The organism is Dermabacter sp. p3-SID358 (assembly GCF_025147465.1).
Lineage (GTDB): Bacteria > Actinomycetota > Actinomycetes > Actinomycetales > Dermabacteraceae > Dermabacter.
Genome location: NZ_JALXOZ010000002.1, coordinates 121578 through 137509 on the forward strand (window position 1 = coordinate 121578; position 15932 = coordinate 137509).

The following is a 15932-nucleotide window of genomic DNA, read 5'->3' on the forward strand; positions in this document are numbered from 1 at the left end:
ACGTTGCAATTTTGCTCGACGGCGTGATTGACTGGCCCCAACCAGTACACACAACGACGTGAGGACATCACCATGCCACTCGTTCCCGAATTCGCCGCAGTTCCCGAGCTGAAGGATCTCGCCGAGAAAGCTGAGCATCTCGCGGGCCTCCTCGACGCTCCCCTCTCGGCCGCAACCGACGTACCAAAGCCCGAACATCCGCGCCCCCAGTGCCATCGCGCCACGTGGCTCAACCTCAACGGCCAGTGGGAATTCGAGATCGACGCTGGAGACTCGGGCCGCGAACGCAGACTCCTCGAGCGCCCCCTTGAGGGCTCGATCCTCGTGCCGTTTGCTCCAGAATCCAAGGCCTCGGGCGTCGAGCACACCGACTTTATGGAAGCCGTGTGGTATCGCCGCGAGGTGGAGGTTCCCGCGGAGTGGAGCGAGGGCCCCGGCGGGCAGCCCCTCGTCCCGATCCTTCACTTCGGCGCCGTCGACCACGACACGACCGTGTGGGTCAACGGTGTGGAAGTCGCTCGCCACCGCGGCGGCTTCACTCCCTTCCAGGCAAACCTCAACGGCATCGTAAGCCCGGGCGAGACGACCACGATCGTCGTGCGCGCCCGCGATTCCCGCTGGGAACCTCAGGCACGCGGCAAGCAAGCCACGTGGCACGATTCCACGCACTGCCAATACACTCGCACCACCGGCATTTGGCAAACGGTGTGGCTCGAAGGCGTTCCCGCGCACGCCATTTGCGCCGTGCACACCACCCCATCGCTCGCCGACAACTCCTTCGACATCACGTTGCCTCTCACCCACAACACCAAGGACACGCGGGTCGAGGTCACCGTCGGAACCCCCGACGGCACCACCCTCGCCACCGCAAGCGCCCGCGCCGACCTTGACCTCGCACCCCGCGTGCGCGTCACTGTGCCGGACGAGCACGTGCGCGTGTGGGCGGCAGGTGAGCCCGAGCTGTACCGCCTCACCGCACGACTTCTCGATTCTGACGGCGGCCTGATCGACGAAGTGCATTCCTACGCAGGGCTTCGCTCGACCGCCCTCGAAGGCACGGAGTTCCGAATCAACGGTGAACGCGTATTCCAAAGACTCGTACTTGACCAGGGATATTGGGCCGAGACGCTCATGACCGCGCCCTCCGACGACGCGATGCTCACCGACATCCAGATTGCCCTCGCCGCGGGTTTCAATGGCGCTCGGCTGCACCAAAAGGTGTTCGAGGAGCGCATGCTGTTCTGGGCCGATCTGTTCGGCTATCTCGTGTGGGGCGAGTTCGGCGACTGGGGAGTTTCGGGGCGCGGCGGCCTTGGCTACAACCAAGAGCCGACGGCGAGCTTCATCTCGCAATGGATTGAGGCGCTCGAACGTGACTTTTCGCATCCGAGCATCGTGGGATGGTGCCCGCTCAACGAGACGCATCAGGTGCTTCACGACCGCATCACGGTGCTCGACGATGTGACTCACGGGATGTACAACGCGACGAAGCTTGCGGATCCGTCGCGCCCGGTGATCGATGCCTCGGGATACAGCCACCGCGTGCGCGGAGCTGACATCTACGACTCGCACTCCTACGAGCAGGATCCCGAGGCGTTTGCACGCGAACAAGCGCCACTTGCCGAAGGAAAACCTCAGGTCAACAGGCGTGAACTCGCTCCAAATGAGATGCCATTTGCGAACGGCGACTTCTCGATCCCCTACGCCGGCCAACCATTCTTTGTTTCCGAATACGGCGGCATCTGGTGGAACGAGGAAGAAGCGCGTGCTGCCGAATTCACGGGCCAGGACCAGGCCGAGTCCTGGGGCTATGGCAATCGCGTGCGCAGCGAAGAGGAACTGTACGAGCGCTTCGAGGCACTCACGAATGTCCTGCTGAATAATCCGCTCATGTTTGGCTATTGCTACACGCAGCTCACCGACGTGTTCCAGGAAAAGAACGGGGTTGTTGATTTCGAGCGCGGCATGAAGCTCGACCTTGCACGCTTGCGTGCGGTGCAAACAAAAAAGGCTGCCTACGAGGAGTAGTCCCGGCGTTTTGCCGGTCCGCATCATGAAGAAAGTGCGGCGTCCGAGGCCCCCAAACCTTCCAGGGCCGCACTTTCTTCATGATCTGAGCCAAGAGCAAGAGCAAGAAGGGCTCGGCCGCACCCCTCATTGATGCCGCGCTACTTTATGAAGAAAATCCCCCGGTAGCGGCGCCGCGACCCCGCCCCAGACCAATTTCTTCATAGTTTGTGCCGCCTCAGGGAGAGGATGGCACCGGGGAAAGGAAGGCACCGCGCTTCGGCGAAAGAAGGGCAGCGCGCCCAGGGACCGAAGAAGGCGCTGCACCGGCACTACCAACCCCGACATGAAAATCGCCCGCCCCAACATGGGGGCGGGCGACCGCGCTAGGCGCGCACTCTTATTGATGCGTCGCGATCAGTTGTCGGACTTCGTGAGCAGCCCGTACACGAACATGACCACGAGCGCACCGATCACCGACAGGAGGATCGTCCACAGCGACCACGGGTTATCGAGGAGCGAGCTCCAGCCGCCGTCGCCGAAGAGACCACCGATGAGACCACCGACGATTGCGCCGATGACACCGAGGATGATGGTCATCCCCATCCCCATCGACTGCTTGCCCGGCATGACTGCACGAGCGATGAGTCCGATGAGGCCGCCGATGATGATCCACGAAATGATTGCCCAAATAAGAGACATGGCGTGACTACTTTCTGTGTAAGTGAACCAGGTTCACAGCTGTCCCGGGCGGTGTTGGCGAACCTGGGTTTGCTAACGGTGCCCGGGAGGTTGAAAGATCGTCAACCACTCCCCATCCTACCCGGCGTCAAGTAGTGCGAAATTGCACGTCACTCGGATTTTCTGGCTCCTTTACCGAACGCACATCACACCTTTGCCTGAGCGCCACACGTTCGCCTCGCGTCAACGCCCCATCACATAAGGAGGGCGGCACGCCCCACGACGCGCCGCCCTCAGTCAACGATGAGGAGATCAGAAATCCCAGTCGTCGTCTTCCGTTTCAACGGCCTTGCCCATGACGTAGCTCGAGCCGGAGCCCGAGAAGAAGTCGTGGTTCTCGTCGGCGTTCGGCGAGAGCGATGCGAGGATCGCGGGATTCACCTCGGTTGCTTCCTGCGGGAACAGTGCCTCGTAGCCGAGGTTCATGAGTGCCTTGTTGGCGTTGTAGCGAAGGAACATCTTGACGTCTTCGGTCCAGCCGACCGGGTCGTAGAGGTCTTCGGTGTATTCCTCTTCGTTGTCGTAAAGGTCCATGAGCAGGCTCATCGTGTAGTCCTTGAGCTCTGCCTGGCGCTCGGGCGACTGCTTCTCCACGGCCTTCTGGTACTTGTAGCCGATGTAGTAGCCGTGCACGGCTTCATCGCGGATGATGAGGCGAATGATGTCGGCCGTGTTCGTGAGCTCGCCGCGGCTCGAGTAGTACATGGGCAGGTAGAAGCCCGAGTAGAACAGGAAGCTCTCGAGGAGGGTCGAGGCGACCTTGCGCTTTTCGGGGTCGTCGCCGGTGTAGTACTCGAGAACGATCTTGGCCTTCTTCTGGAGCGCATCGTTGTGCTCGCTCCAGCGGAACGCTTCATCGATTTGCTTCGTGTTGGAGAGCGTGGAGAAGATCTGCGAGTAGCTCTTCGCGTGCACGGATTCCATGAACGCGATGTTCGTGTACACGGCTTCCTCGTGGGGGGTCACGGCGTCGGGAATGAGGGAGATTGCGCCGACGGTTCCCTGCACCGTATCGAGCAGGGTCAGGCCCGTGAAGACGCGCATCACGAGCTCTTGCTCCTGTTCGTTGAGCTTGGACCAGCTCTGAATGTCGTTCGAGAGCGGCACCTTTTCGGGCAGCCAGAAGTTACCGGTGAGGCGGTCCCACACTTCCTGGTCTTTGGGGTCTTGGATGCGGTTCCAGTTGATGGCCTGCACGCTGTGTTTGATGTGATCGGTGTTCACGCTCGTCCTTTCGCAACGGTGGATCCCGGGTGGCGTCGGACTCTCGCGGCCTGCCGACCGCCCCTCCGTGCCAGCGTAAGCTCGGGGTTCCGACGCCTCCACGCGGCATACGGTGCCCATCCTAGCGAGCCGAGCCGGCGATTCGATGGGTTCGCGTGACTTGCTCTCAGCGAGGCGTTTTAGGGTGAGCCGTAGATCACTCCCGCAGTAGTCAGGAGCCCTGATGCCGTTCATGTCGCTCGTGTTTATCCTGCTCATCGTCTACGGAGCGGCGATGGCTGTCTTCCCCTTCCAGACGTGGGAAATCACCATGGGGTGGGCATATAAGGATCGTGAAGCAAAAACGAACCAAGCTCGGCGCGTCTCGCGCTCATGAGGGTGGGCGGCGCCATCATCGTCATGGGGGCGATCGCAATGTTTGGCTATTACCTTCAGGCCGCGGGGTAGGGGTAGAGCACGTGTCACTGCCGTCCATGATCCTCGCGTCTGTTTTCTTCTTTGCCTACATCGGCGTGTGCCTCTGGGCGGTGATTGCCCCGCGCGGCTTGTGGCGCACACTCAACGGTCGGTTCTATCGGCGCCAGCGAGATGCTGAGCCGAGCAGCGCCGTCTTTATGCGGATGCGGATCGTGGGAATCGTCGCGGCACTCGTGGGCGTGGTGGGTATCCCGCTCGCGGTCGTGTGGGCGATGGTCACGAACGCGATCGTGAACGGTTAGCAGCCAAGGGCCCGACCCGCCTTTACTCGCAGGTGAGGGCGTCCCATGACCGCGCGATCTCGGGTACGTTTGCCGCGCGAGTGGCTCAATTTGACATCCTTCTGGTGGCGCACGCTACAGTGACTGGGAGCGCTCCCACCGGGTGTGCGTCGCGTGGCTTTTCGGCCGCGAGGCGCGCGAGACTCTCGATCACGAGGGGCGCACTACTCAGCGAAGAGGAGGGCACGCGTGGCCACGATCAACGATGTCGCACGCGCCGCGGGCGTGTCCCGCAGCACGGTCTCGCGCGTGCTCAACGGTCAGATCTCCTCCCCAGAAGCCCGCGCGAAAGTGGAAACGGCCATCGCCGAAACCGGCTACAGCGCCAACGCTCACGCGCGCTCCCTCGCCTCGGGCAAGAGCAACGTCTACGCAGCAATCCTCACCGAGCCCTACGGCGAACTTTTCGACGACCCCACCTTCGGGCGGATGCTCCAGGGCATCAACTCCGCGCTCGTGGGCGGCGACATCGCGCTCAATCTTCTTTTTGCCACAACCGATGAGGAGCGAGAGCGAACGCTGCGCCAGCTCGCCCCGAACCGGGTCGACGGCGCGCTCGTGCTCTCGCCCCACATCGAAGATCCGCTGCTCGAAGCAATGAGCACCGAGATCCCCACGATCGTTCTCGGCCCCCTCATTGAAGGCCGAGAAAACACGTGGACCGTGACGATCGATGACCACCAGGGAGGCGAGCTCGGCGCGCGCCACCTGGTTGAGCGCGGTGCCCATCGCATCGCGATCATTGCGGGCCCGGAAACGGCGCAGGGCGCTCACGACCGCGTCGAGGGCCAACTCTCGGCACTCGAAACCGCCCCGCTCGAGGTCATCCACGCACCTTATTCAACAGGCGGAGGCGCCTCGGCCACGCGCGAGCTGCTCTCGCGCCACACCGACATCGATGGGATCCTGTGCGGCTCGGATCGCCAGGCCCTCGGCGTTCTCGCCACGCTCCGCGAAGCAAGCCGAAACATCCCGGGCGACGTCAAGGTCGTGGGATTTGACGACCACGCCTTCGCCGCCGAAACGACCCCGGCACTCACGACCATCGCGCAGCCCATCTTCGACGTCGGTGCAAGCGGGGCGCGCTTGCTCAACGCCCTCGGCGAGGGCCAACCACTCCAGTCGCTCACGCTTCCCACGACCCTCGTGGTGCGCAAAACGACCTGAAACTTCCACGCACGAAAGATTCAAAGGAGAACCTCATGAACGACAGTTGGATCCACGAGATCCCCGCGTCGGTCCGCGCGATCCGCGAGGCCACCGCGAGCCGTCGCGCCGTGCTCGGCGCAGGAGCCGGCGTGAGTGCGCTCGCCCTGCTCGCAGGCTGCGGCGCCAACAACGACCCGAACACGGTCACCGTCGGATCCCACCAGAGCGACGCAATCCCGAAACAAGCCGTGTTGGACATGCTCGAGTCGTGGAAGGGCGGAAAGGTCGAGATCAACACGGTCGACCACGAGACCTTCAAGGAAAGCATCAACAACTACCTCCAGGGCAACCCCGACGACGTGTTCACGTGGTTCGCTGGCTACCGCGCTCGCTTCTTTGCCGAACGCGGCCTCGTGAGCGACCTGAGCGACGTGTGGGAGAACATCGACGGGATGCCCGAGTCGATGAAGGTCGCTTCTTCCGCCGACGATGGGCGCCTCGTGTTCATCCCGTGGAACTACTACCCGTGGGCCGTGTTCTACAAGCCGAGCGTGTTCGAGAAGCACGGCTGGAGCGAACCGGCGACGTTCGACGAGTGGCTCGCTCTTAACGAGGACATCAAAGCCGCGGGAATGACCCCGATCGCGTTCAGCGACAAGGACGGCTGGGAAGCGATGGGCACGTTCGACATGCTCGACCTGCGCGTCAACGGCTACGACTTCCACGTCTCGCTCATGGCCGGCAAAGAATCGTGGGAAAGCGAAGAGGTCAAAAACATCTTCGCCGCCTGGCGCGAGCTCCTCCCCTATCAGCAGGCCGATCCGCTAGGGCGCACGTGGCAGGAAGCCGCGCAGTCGATGCTCAAGGAGCAAACGGCGATGTACACGATGGGCATGTTCATCGACCAGCAGTGGGCTGAGAGCAAAGACCCTGACGACCTCGACTTCTTCACGTTCCCCGAGTTCGACCCGTCAATCGGCGCGGACGTCGTCGAAGCTCCGATCGACGGCTGGATGATGGCGGCAAAACCCCACAACGAGAAGAAGGCGAAGGAGCTGCTCACCTACCTCGCAACGGCCGACGCCATCCAGTACAAGCTCGACGCCGACCCGTCAGTGATTTCGCCACGCACGGATCAGGATCAGAGCAACTATTCGAAGCTCCAGAAGAAGGCCGTTGAGCTCATTACCAACGCGAGCGCGATTTCGCAGTTCCTCGACCGCGACACGCGGCCCGACTTCGCCTCGACGGTCATCAGCCCGTCGCTGCAGAACTTCCTGAAGAACCCCGACTCGATCGACTCGATCCTGCGCGATATCGAGAAGCAGAAGAAGTCCATCTTCCCTGCCGAGTCCTGACCCCTATTTTCGACCTCTATCCAAGGAGCGAGTCGTGTCCAAAAAGATCGGACCGCTAGCCAAGCTGCACGGTAAAGATAAATTCACCGTGATCGCCATGAGCGCCATCCCGCTCGCGATCGTCGGCGTTTTCGTGTGGATTCCCGCCCTGTGCACCGTGATCCTGTCCTTCAGCAATTGGGACGGCATCGGCGGCCTCAGCGACATTCATTTCGTTGGCATCCAGAACTACATCGACATGTTCACTATTTACCCGCCGTTCTGGCCCGCGCTGTGGCACAACGTCATATGGCTTCTCGTGCTGTTCTTCATCTTCACTCCGCTCGGGATGTTCCTTGCGGTGCTGCTCGATAAGGAACTCAAGCTCACGAAGTTCTACCAGACCTCCCTTTATCTGCCGGTCGTGCTTTCGGCCGCGCTCATCGGCTTCATCTGGCAGCTCATGTACAGCCGCGACCAGGGTTTCATCAACGCCATTCTTGGCACCCAGATTGATTGGTACGGCGACCCAAACATCAACCTGTACGCGGCGATCATCGCGAACGGTTGGCGTCACGTTGGCTACATCATGCTGCTCTATTTAGCGGGCCTCAAGGGCGTGGACCCGGCCCTCAAGGAAGCGGCCGCTCTCGACGGCGCAAGCCCCACCCGCACGTTCTTCCAGATCATCTTCCCGGTGCTACGGCCCGTGAATATCCTCTTGCTCGTCATCACGTTCATCGAGGGGCTTCGCGCGTTCGACATCGTGTGGATCATCAACAAGGGCCGCAACGGCCTCGAGCTCATCTCGACCCTCGTGACCTCGAACGTCGTGGGCGAGGCAAGCCGCATCGGCTTCGGTAGTGCGCTCGCCACGATCATGCTCATCATGAGCTCAATCTTCATCGTGATTCAGCTGCGCATCATGCTCAAGGGAGAGAACTGACATGACCCCGAAGAAAAAGAACCTCACCGTCTCACGGGCGTTCCTCAACGTCTTCCTTATGATCGTCGCGCTCGCGTGGCTGTTCCCCCTCCTGTGGGCGCTGTTCAACTCGTTCCGTGACTACAGCTACACGAGCCAGCACGGCTATTTCAGCTTCGGCGGCTTCACGCTCGACAACTTCGTGAACGCGTGGGAGCAGGGCGGCTTCACCCAGTCGTTCCTCAACTCCCTCATCATTACCTTCTTCGCGGTGCTCTTCACGCTCGCGTTGAGCTCGTGCATGGCGTTCGTTCTCGCGCGCTTCTCGTTCAAGTTCAACCTCGCGATGCTCGCCTTCTTCGTGGCCGCGAACCTACTCCCGCCGCAGTCGCTTCTCGTGCCGATCTACCGCATGTTCATGTGGATCCCGATCCCCGAGTTCCTCTCGGCCTCCGGTTCGCTTCTCGACACGCATCTCGGCGTCATCATCGTCAACACGGCGTTCCAGACGGGCTTTTGCACGTTCGTTCTCGCGAACTACATGAAGGCGATCCCGGCAGAAATCTACGAAGCTGCCGACGTGGACGGCGCCTCGGTGTGGTCGCAGTTCTGGACACTCACGATCCCGCTGTGCCGAACCCCGCTCGCTGCACTCGCGACGCTGCAAACGGCCTGGATTTACAACGAATTCTTCTGGGCTACGGTGTTGTTGCAAAAGGGCGACAAGTTCCCCGTGACGAGCTCCCTGAATAACCTCAAGGGCTCGTTCTTCACCGACTACAACCTGCTCTCGGCGGGCTCGATCCTCGCAGCCCTGCCCATCCTGATTCTGTTCTTCGTTCTGCAGCGTCAATTCGTTTCGGGACTCACGATGGGCTCGACCAAGGGCTAGGACCACCCACTCAACCGGACAAGGATGACCCCATGAGTACACTTCACGAAATCACCTCCTTCTCCCCCGGCTCGGGCACTCGGATCGCGCCCCGCAGCCACCTCTCGACGAACGCTGAAGCGGTGAGCCTCGCGGGCACCTGGAAGTTCGCGTACTCGCGCAACGCCGAGGGTGCGGGCGAATCAGCTCCGACGGTGGACTTCGACGACTCGAGCTGGGACGACATCACCGTTCCCTCGCACTGGGTTCTTACCGGTGGCGGCGAGTACGGCGACTTCGGGAAGTATGGCGCTCCCGCCTACCAGAACGTCCAGTTCCCCTTCCCCGTGGATGCCCCGAACGTTCCCGACGACAACCCGACTGGCGACTACCGCACGCGCTTCACGCTGAGCGCTGAGAAGATCGCGGAGCTCGAGAGTGGCGCGCGCGTGTACCTGCGCACCCTCGGCATCGAGTCCCTCGCGATCATCAACCTGAACGGTGAACAGGCGGGCGTCGTGCGCGGCTCGCGCCTCACGCAGGAGCTTGACGTCACGGACCTTGTCGTCGAGGGCGAGAACGTGCTGCACGTACGCGTGCACCAGTGGTCCTCGAATACCTACCTCGAGGACCAGGACCAGTGGTGGCTGCCCGGTATCTACCGCGACGTCGAGCTGCTGTTCCGACCCGCCGCGGGCATCGAAGACGCGTGGCTACGCGCCGATTTCAACCCGAAGAACGGCCCCGCCGCTCCCGGCCCCGGCACGCTCATCCCGGAAATCCGCGCGGAGGAAGCAGCCTTCCCCATCACGGTCGCGATCGACGAGCTTGGAATCTCAGCAACGTTCGAGAGCCCGGCAACCGTCGGACCTATCCCCGTTCCCGAAGTGGAGCCGTGGAGCGCGGACTGCCCGCGCCTGTACACCGCGACCGTATCGAACGAGGCCGAGACTCTGACGATCCGCACGGGCTTTAGGCGCGTCGAGATCGTGGGCCACGAGTGGCGCGTGAACGGCAAGAAACTGCGCATTCGCGGCGTGAATCGTCACGAGTACGATCCGAAACTCGGCCGCGTATGGGACCGCGAGAAAGCACGCGAGGGGCTGCTACTCATGAAGCGCCACAACGTGAACGCCATCCGCACCGCACACTACCCGCCGCACCCCGAACTCTTCGACCTCGCCGATGAACTGGGCTTTTGGGTCATGGACGAGTGCGACTACGAGGCGCACGGCTTCCTCGGTGAGAACTGGCGCGACGTTCCCGCGAACGATCCGCGCTGGCGCGCGGCGCTTGTTGATCGCGTCGAGCGCTTCTTCGAGCGCGACAAGAACCACCCGTCGATCATCTCGTGGTCACTCGGCAACGAGGGCCACACGGGCGCGAACATGGCGCAGATGGCGAACTGGCTTCGCCGCCGCGACCCGGAGCGCCCCGTGCACTACGAGCAGGATTACGACGGCCAATACACCGACCTAGTTTCGCGCATGTACCCGCCTCTCGAGGCGATGAAGGAGATGTCGCTCGGTCGAGGTGGGTTCGCAAGCACCATGCCCGGCCGTAACGCCGAGCTCGCGAAGCGCCCCATGATCCTGTGCGAGTACGTGCACGCGATGGGCAACGGCGCGGGTGGCGTGAGCGATTACGAGGAAATCTTCGAAAACTACCCGCAATGGCACGGCGGCTTCGTGTGGGAGTGGCGCGATCACGGCATCGCCGCCCGCACGGAAGACGGCACCGAGTTCTACGGCTACGGTGGCGACTTCGGCGAGCAGGTTCACGACTCGTCGTTTGTGTGCGATGGTCTCGTGCTCTCCTCGGGTGAAGCGACTCCCGCTCTCGCCGAGTTTGGCGCGGTCGTGAGCCCCATCAGGATCGACTTTGAGATCGCGGTGGAAGGCGACGCAGAGACGGCATTCGATCGCGACTTTGGCGACGTCAACATCACCGCGGCATACATCCAGGACTATCGCCACGCCGGTTCGTTGAGCGACTTCATCTTCGAGGTCATCGACGAGGTCGACGGCCACGAGGTTCTGCGTCAGGAGTGCACGGTCGAGAAAGCCTCGGCCCACGGTTGGAGCAGCGACGCCGGGGAGATCACGCTTCCCCCGTTTGCGGAGGGCCACGAGGGCGAGAAGTTCCGCACGGTCCGCGCGGTTCTGCGCGAGGGCACCGAGTGGGCCGACGCCGGCCACGAAGTCGCGTTTATTCAGGCCCAGGTCGTGGACTCGAGCCAGACCGTCTCCCCCTCCTTCCCCGCTCCGCTTCCCTTGACGGCAGGAGATGCCGGGGAGACTGAGGGTCAGGTTGCAGAGCAGGCCGGTCAGGTTCCGGATTCCGACGGTTCCTTCGCCCTCGGCGAGGCCCAGTTCGATCCGCGCACGGGCGACCTCGTGAAGCTCGGAAGCCTCGATCTCGAGGGCCCGCAGCTTCGCCTGTTCCGCGCCCCCACCGAGAACGATTCGCTCGGCGACTTCGGCTCATACATCCTCGCCGACCCCGCCGAAACGACCGGCTCGGGCACACAAGCTCCGCCCACGGCGGCCCTGTGGCGCGAGATCGGCATCGACAAGCTCGAGCGCCGCGTGATCGGCGTGTGGCTCGACGAGCACGAGGTGCGCGCCCTTCACCGTTACAGCACTCCCGCGGGCCGCGCCTACGTTGACCTCGAAATCACGTGGCGCCTCGAGGATGCTGCGGGTGACGCAAAGGGTGGCGCTTCGCGCGCGCTGCGTTTGTATGCCGATGCCGCGCCTTCGGCGAACTGGGAGCACGTGTGGGGTCGCCTCGGCCTTGAATTCACGGCGCCGCTCGGCGCGAAGGAGGCCTCGTGGTTTGGCTCGGGGCCGCTCGAGAACTACGTCGATTCGTGCCGAGCAGCGCGCATTGGCCGCTTCTCGATGCCGGTCTCGGATCTGAACGTCGAGTACGCGGTTCCGCAGGAATCGGGCCATCGTCCGGGATTGCGCGAGCTGCAGCTTTCGGGACTTGGCCTCACGGTGCGCGCAGATGCCGTCGGATCCAACCGCGAACGCCCTGGTTTCCAGGTGCGTGAGCACTCAATTGAGCAGATCACGAAGGCCCGCCACCCGCACGAACTGGGTGAACCGGAGCGCACGCACCTCATTTTCGATGTGGCGCAGCACGGCCTTGGGTCACGCTCGTGCGGCCCGGACGTGAGGCCTGAGTACCAGTTGCGCCCGCGCTCAGGCTCGTGGTCGCTCGCGTTCGAGGTGTAGACGCCCACTAACCGAGGGCCCCTGAGGGCGCACCCCAATGAGGGTGTAGAAAAACGACATTACGGGCCAATTTTCGGCGTCCCTGGTCACTTTTCTACACCCGCGCTCCATGCCCGCCTTGCTCATCCCCGCCGTCCGCTCGCTCCCCCATCTGGTTCCCCCGTCTGGTTCCCCTGCCTCGCTGGTGTCCCCTCCCTTCCCTTTCCTTCCCCACTCCTTTCTGCCTATTCGCCACAAAGTGGTGAAAAATCGCCACCTCGCGTCGAGAATCGGCCCCCTGACGCGGGTTTTCACCACTTTCGTGAGATGCCGAAGGGAAAAGAGAAGGTGAGGGAAAAAAGGGAAGGTAGAGAGGGAGGAAAGAAGGGGGGAGGTAGAGAGGGAGGAAAGAAGGGGAAGAGAAGAAGGTGGGGGCCAGAAAAGTCTGCTGCAACTGGATTCCGACGGTAGCTCGGCCTCAACTGCACCCCTGCTCGCACATAGCAAAGCGCCCCGCCCACCTCAGTGGTGAACGGGACGCCGTGCTTAGGTGTAGAAAACGGACCGGGCAAACCCGCGACGGGGTCACAACGTCGTTTTTCTACACCCTGGAATGAGTAGTGGGGCGGGCTGCGAAGAGCTCCGCACGCAGCCCTTCGCTTAGAGCATGCAGCTCACGCAGCCCTCGACCTCGGTTCCGGTGAGCGCCATCTGACGCAGGCGGATGTAGTAGAGGGTCTTGATGCCCTTACGCCACGCGTAGATCTGCGCCTTGTTGACGTCGCGGGTCGTCGCCGTGTCGGGGAAGAACAGCGTGAGCGAGAGGCCCTGGTCGACATGCTGGGTAGCCTCGGCGTACGTGTCGATGATCTTCTCGTAGCCGATCTCGTAGGCATCCTGGTAGTACTCCAGGTTGTCGTTCGTCATGTACGGCGCCGGGTAGTAGACGCGGCCGATCTTGCCTTCCTTGCGGATCTCGATCTTGGAGACGATCGGGTGGATCGAGCTCGTCGAGTGGTTGATGTAGGAAATCGAACCGGTGGGCGGAACGGCCTGCAGGTACGCGTTGTACATGCCGTGTTCCTTCACCTCCGCCGCGAGAGCCTTCCAGTCCTCCTGCGTGGGCAGGTGAATGCTCGAGTTCTCGAAGATCTCACGCACGCGCGCTGTCTTCGGTTCCCACACGCCGTTGATGTACTTCTCGAAGTACTCGCCGCTCGCGTACTTTGAATCTTCAAAGCCAAGGAAGGTTTCGCCGCGTTCCTGGGCGATCTTCGTGGAGGCCTTGATGCACTGGTACACGACCGAGTAGAAGTACATGTTCGTGAAGTCGAGGCCTTCCTCGCTTCCGTAGTGAATCGACTCGCGCGCGAGGAACCCGTGGAGGTTCATCTGGCCGAGGCCGATCGCGTGGGAAGCCTTGTTGCCGTTGGCGATGGTCGGCACCGAGGAGATGTCGGAAGAATCCGAGACCGCCGTGAGGGCGCGGATCGCCGTCTCAATGGTCTTTTCGAAGTCGGGCGAATCCACGGCCTTCGCAATGTTGAGCGAGCCGAGGTTGCACGAAATGTCCCGGCCGAGCGTTTCGTAGGAAAGATCCGCGTTCATGGTCGACGGGGTCGAGATCTGGAGGATCTCCGAACACAGGTTCGAGTGGGTCACCTTCGCACCGCCGATGGGGTTCGCGCGGTTCACCGTGTCCTCGAACATAATGTACGGGTAGCCCGATTCGAACTGGATCTCGGCGAGAACCTGGAAGAAGTCGCGGGCGCGGATCTTCTTCTTCGCGATGCGGTGATCGTCCACCATTTCGCGGTACTTCTCGCTCACGTTCACGTCAGCGAACGGCTTGCCGTACACACGCTCGACGTCATACGGCGAGAACAGGTACATCGGCTCGTTGTTCTTCGCGAGCTCGAACGTGATGTCCGGGATCACGACGCCGAGGGAGAGGGTCTTGATGCGGATCTTTTCGTCGGCGTTCTCGCGCTTCGTGTCGAGGAAGCGGAGGATATCGGGGTGGTGCGCGTGGAGGTACACGGCGCCGGCACCCTGACGTGCGCCTAACTGGTTCGCGTAGCTGAAGGAATCCTCGAGGAGCTTCATGACGGGGATGACGCCCGAGGACTGGTTCTCGATCTGCTTGATGGGCGCGCCGTGCTCACGGAGATTCGAAAGCAGAAGGGCCACGCCGCCGCCGCGCTTGGAAAGCTGAAGCGCGGAGTTGATCGAGCGGCCGATCGACTCCATGTTGTCTTCGATGCGCAGAAGGAAGCACGAAACGAGCTCGCCGCGCTGCGCCTTGCCCGCGTTGAGGAAGGTCGGGGTCGCGGGCTGGAAGCGACCATCGAGAGCCTCGTCAACAATGTGCTCGGCAAGCTCCTGATCGCCAGCGGCGAGGGTCAGGGCAACCATGCACACGCGATCTTCGAAACGTTCGAGGTAGCGCTTGCCGTCGAACGTCTTGAGCGTGTACGAGGTGTAGTACTTGAACGCGCCAAGGAAGGTCGGGAAGCGGAACTTCTTCGCGTACGCGCGCTTGTAGAGCGACTTGATGAACTCGAAGGTGTACTGATCGAGAACGTGCTTCTCGTAGTACTCCTTCTCCACGAGGTAGTCGAGCTTCTCCTGCAGCGTGTGGAAGAAAACCGTGTTCTGGTTGACGTGCTGGAGGAAGTACTCGCGGGCCGCCTCGCGGTCCTTGTCGAACTGGATCTTGCCGTCCGCGTCGTAGAGGTTCAACATGGCGTTGAGCGCGTGGTAATCCATCGCCTTGTTGTGCTCGTAGCCCGGCATCTCGGTTAGCTCTGCCAAAACCGTTCCAACCCTTCTTTGACTTTGGTGACATCCCTCGATGTCCCAAGGAGCTCAAACTTGTAGAGGTGCGGCACGTTGCATTTGCGAGCGATGATGTCGCCAGCGATGCAGTATGCCTCGCCAAAGTTCGTGTTCCCTCCCGAGATCACGCCTTTGATGTGTGCGCGGTTGCGCTTGTCGTTGAGGAAGTGAATGACCTGCTTGGGGACTGCTCCCCCGGTGTTGCCGCCGCCGTAGGTGGGCACCATGAGCACGAAGTCTTCGTCCATGACGAGCGGCTCGTCGTTCCGCCTGAGCGGGATCCGTTCGACCGTGTTTTCGGGCAGCTCAAGCTTCTCGATGAAGCGTTTCGTGTTCTCCGAAACGGACGAAAAATAGACGAGCTTACTCATGGCGGGCTTTAACGACGCTTATATGCTCAGAAGCTTGCGGCCTGGCGCAGCTCGCTCGCCTGGGCGGTGAGGGCCTTGATCTTGTCGGGACGGAAGCCCGACCACGAGTCGTTCGCGGTGGTCACGACGGGCGCCTGCATGAAGCCGAGCGACTTGATGTGCGAGAGGGCGGCGGAATCCTCGGTGATGTCCACGAGGGTGTACTCGAGGCCAGCCTTGTTGAGGGCGCGCTTGGTGGCATCGCACTGGACGCACATGGGCTTGGTGTAGACGGTGATCTCCATGAGGGGCCTTTCAAAGTTCGCGGTGTTCTTCGTGTTCGCGGGGACGTGAAACCCCACTGCGGGGGCTGCGCGAACCAACGGACTCAACACTACACCTAGTGGCAGATCGATGGGAGCACCACAAGATGTACTGAATTACACGACTGTCATGTGGATGGTGTGTGGACACCCTGTGGCCTCATGTGAACGCACGGTGAACGGCGATC

The 15932-nt window shown here is 62.0% G+C and carries 13 protein-coding genes; 8 read left to right on the forward strand and 5 right to left on the reverse strand.

What is annotated here, in order from left to right; all coding sequences use genetic code 11:
• Positions 1 to 72: 72 nt before the first annotated feature.
• Positions 73 to 2028: a glycoside hydrolase family 2 protein gene (locus M3B90_RS02000; protein WP_259888386.1), complete on the forward strand. Its 1956-nt coding sequence runs from the start codon at positions 73 to 75 to the stop codon at positions 2026 to 2028.
• 396 nt (positions 2029 to 2424) lie between these two features.
• Here M3B90_RS02000 and M3B90_RS02005 read toward each other — a convergent pair whose 3' ends face one another.
• Both M3B90_RS02005 and nrdF read right to left on the reverse strand, forming a co-directional pair.
• Complete coding sequence (locus M3B90_RS02005) at positions 2425 to 2709, reverse strand: GlsB/YeaQ/YmgE family stress response membrane protein (protein ID WP_096882564.1); 285 nt, start codon at positions 2707 to 2709, stop codon at positions 2425 to 2427.
• Positions 2710 to 3000: 291 nt separating this feature from the next.
• Positions 3001 to 3972, reverse strand: a complete 972-nt coding sequence (nrdF, locus tag M3B90_RS02010; protein ID WP_259888387.1) for a class 1b ribonucleoside-diphosphate reductase subunit beta — start codon at positions 3970 to 3972, stop codon at positions 3001 to 3003.
• A 223-nt stretch (positions 3973 to 4195) separates the two neighbouring features.
• Between nrdF and M3B90_RS02015 the strand changes: the two genes are divergently transcribed.
• From M3B90_RS02015 to M3B90_RS02045, 7 genes are all read left to right on the forward strand, one after another.
• Positions 4196 to 4348, forward strand: a complete 153-nt coding sequence (locus M3B90_RS02015; RefSeq protein ID WP_259888388.1) for a hypothetical protein — start codon at positions 4196 to 4198, stop codon at positions 4346 to 4348.
• An 82-nt stretch (positions 4349 to 4430) separates the two neighbouring features.
• Positions 4431 to 4691 (forward strand): hypothetical protein, encoded by a 261-nt coding sequence (locus M3B90_RS02020; RefSeq protein ID WP_259888389.1) that lies wholly within the window; start codon positions 4431 to 4433, stop codon positions 4689 to 4691.
• Between the two features lie 228 nt (positions 4692 to 4919).
• Positions 4920 to 5897 (forward strand): LacI family DNA-binding transcriptional regulator, encoded by a 978-nt coding sequence (locus tag M3B90_RS02025; RefSeq protein ID WP_259888390.1) that lies wholly within the window; start codon positions 4920 to 4922, stop codon positions 5895 to 5897.
• A 35-nt stretch (positions 5898 to 5932) separates the two neighbouring features.
• Positions 5933 to 7237, forward strand: a complete 1305-nt coding sequence (locus M3B90_RS02030; RefSeq protein ID WP_259888391.1) for an ABC transporter substrate-binding protein — start codon at positions 5933 to 5935, stop codon at positions 7235 to 7237.
• A 34-nt stretch (positions 7238 to 7271) separates the two neighbouring features.
• The gene (locus tag M3B90_RS02035) at positions 7272 to 8162 is read left to right on the forward strand and encodes a carbohydrate ABC transporter permease (protein ID WP_259888392.1); all 891 of its coding nucleotides are present in this window, start codon (positions 7272 to 7274) and stop codon (positions 8160 to 8162) included.
• A gap of 1 nt (position 8163) precedes the next feature.
• Positions 8164 to 9033 (forward strand): carbohydrate ABC transporter permease, encoded by an 870-nt coding sequence (locus M3B90_RS02040; protein ID WP_259888393.1) that lies wholly within the window; start codon positions 8164 to 8166, stop codon positions 9031 to 9033.
• Positions 9034 to 9065: 32 nt separating this feature from the next.
• Positions 9066 to 12254 carry a glycoside hydrolase family 2 TIM barrel-domain containing protein gene (locus M3B90_RS02045; RefSeq protein WP_259888394.1) on the forward strand — a complete coding sequence of 1063 codons (3189 nt, stop codon included), beginning with the start codon at positions 9066 to 9068 and terminating at the stop codon, positions 12252 to 12254.
• Positions 12255 to 12893: 639 nt separating this feature from the next.
• On the opposite strand, the gene nrdE is transcribed toward M3B90_RS02045, so the two are convergent.
• From nrdE to nrdH, 3 genes are read right to left on the reverse strand one after another with little or no spacing between them, the layout of a single operon-like run.
• On the reverse strand, positions 12894 to 15029 hold the full coding sequence (gene nrdE / locus M3B90_RS02050) for a class 1b ribonucleoside-diphosphate reductase subunit alpha (protein WP_259888421.1): 2136 nt from the start codon (positions 15027 to 15029) through the stop codon (positions 12894 to 12896).
• A gap of 5 nt (positions 15030 to 15034) precedes the next feature.
• Complete coding sequence (gene nrdI, locus M3B90_RS02055; RefSeq protein WP_259888395.1) at positions 15035 to 15442, reverse strand: class Ib ribonucleoside-diphosphate reductase assembly flavoprotein NrdI; 408 nt, start codon at positions 15440 to 15442, stop codon at positions 15035 to 15037.
• Positions 15443 to 15468: 26 nt separating this feature from the next.
• Positions 15469 to 15726 carry a glutaredoxin-like protein NrdH gene (gene nrdH / locus M3B90_RS02060; RefSeq protein WP_259888396.1) on the reverse strand — a complete coding sequence of 86 codons (258 nt, stop codon included), beginning with the start codon at positions 15724 to 15726 and terminating at the stop codon, positions 15469 to 15471.
• Positions 15727 to 15932: the final 206 nt, after the last annotated feature.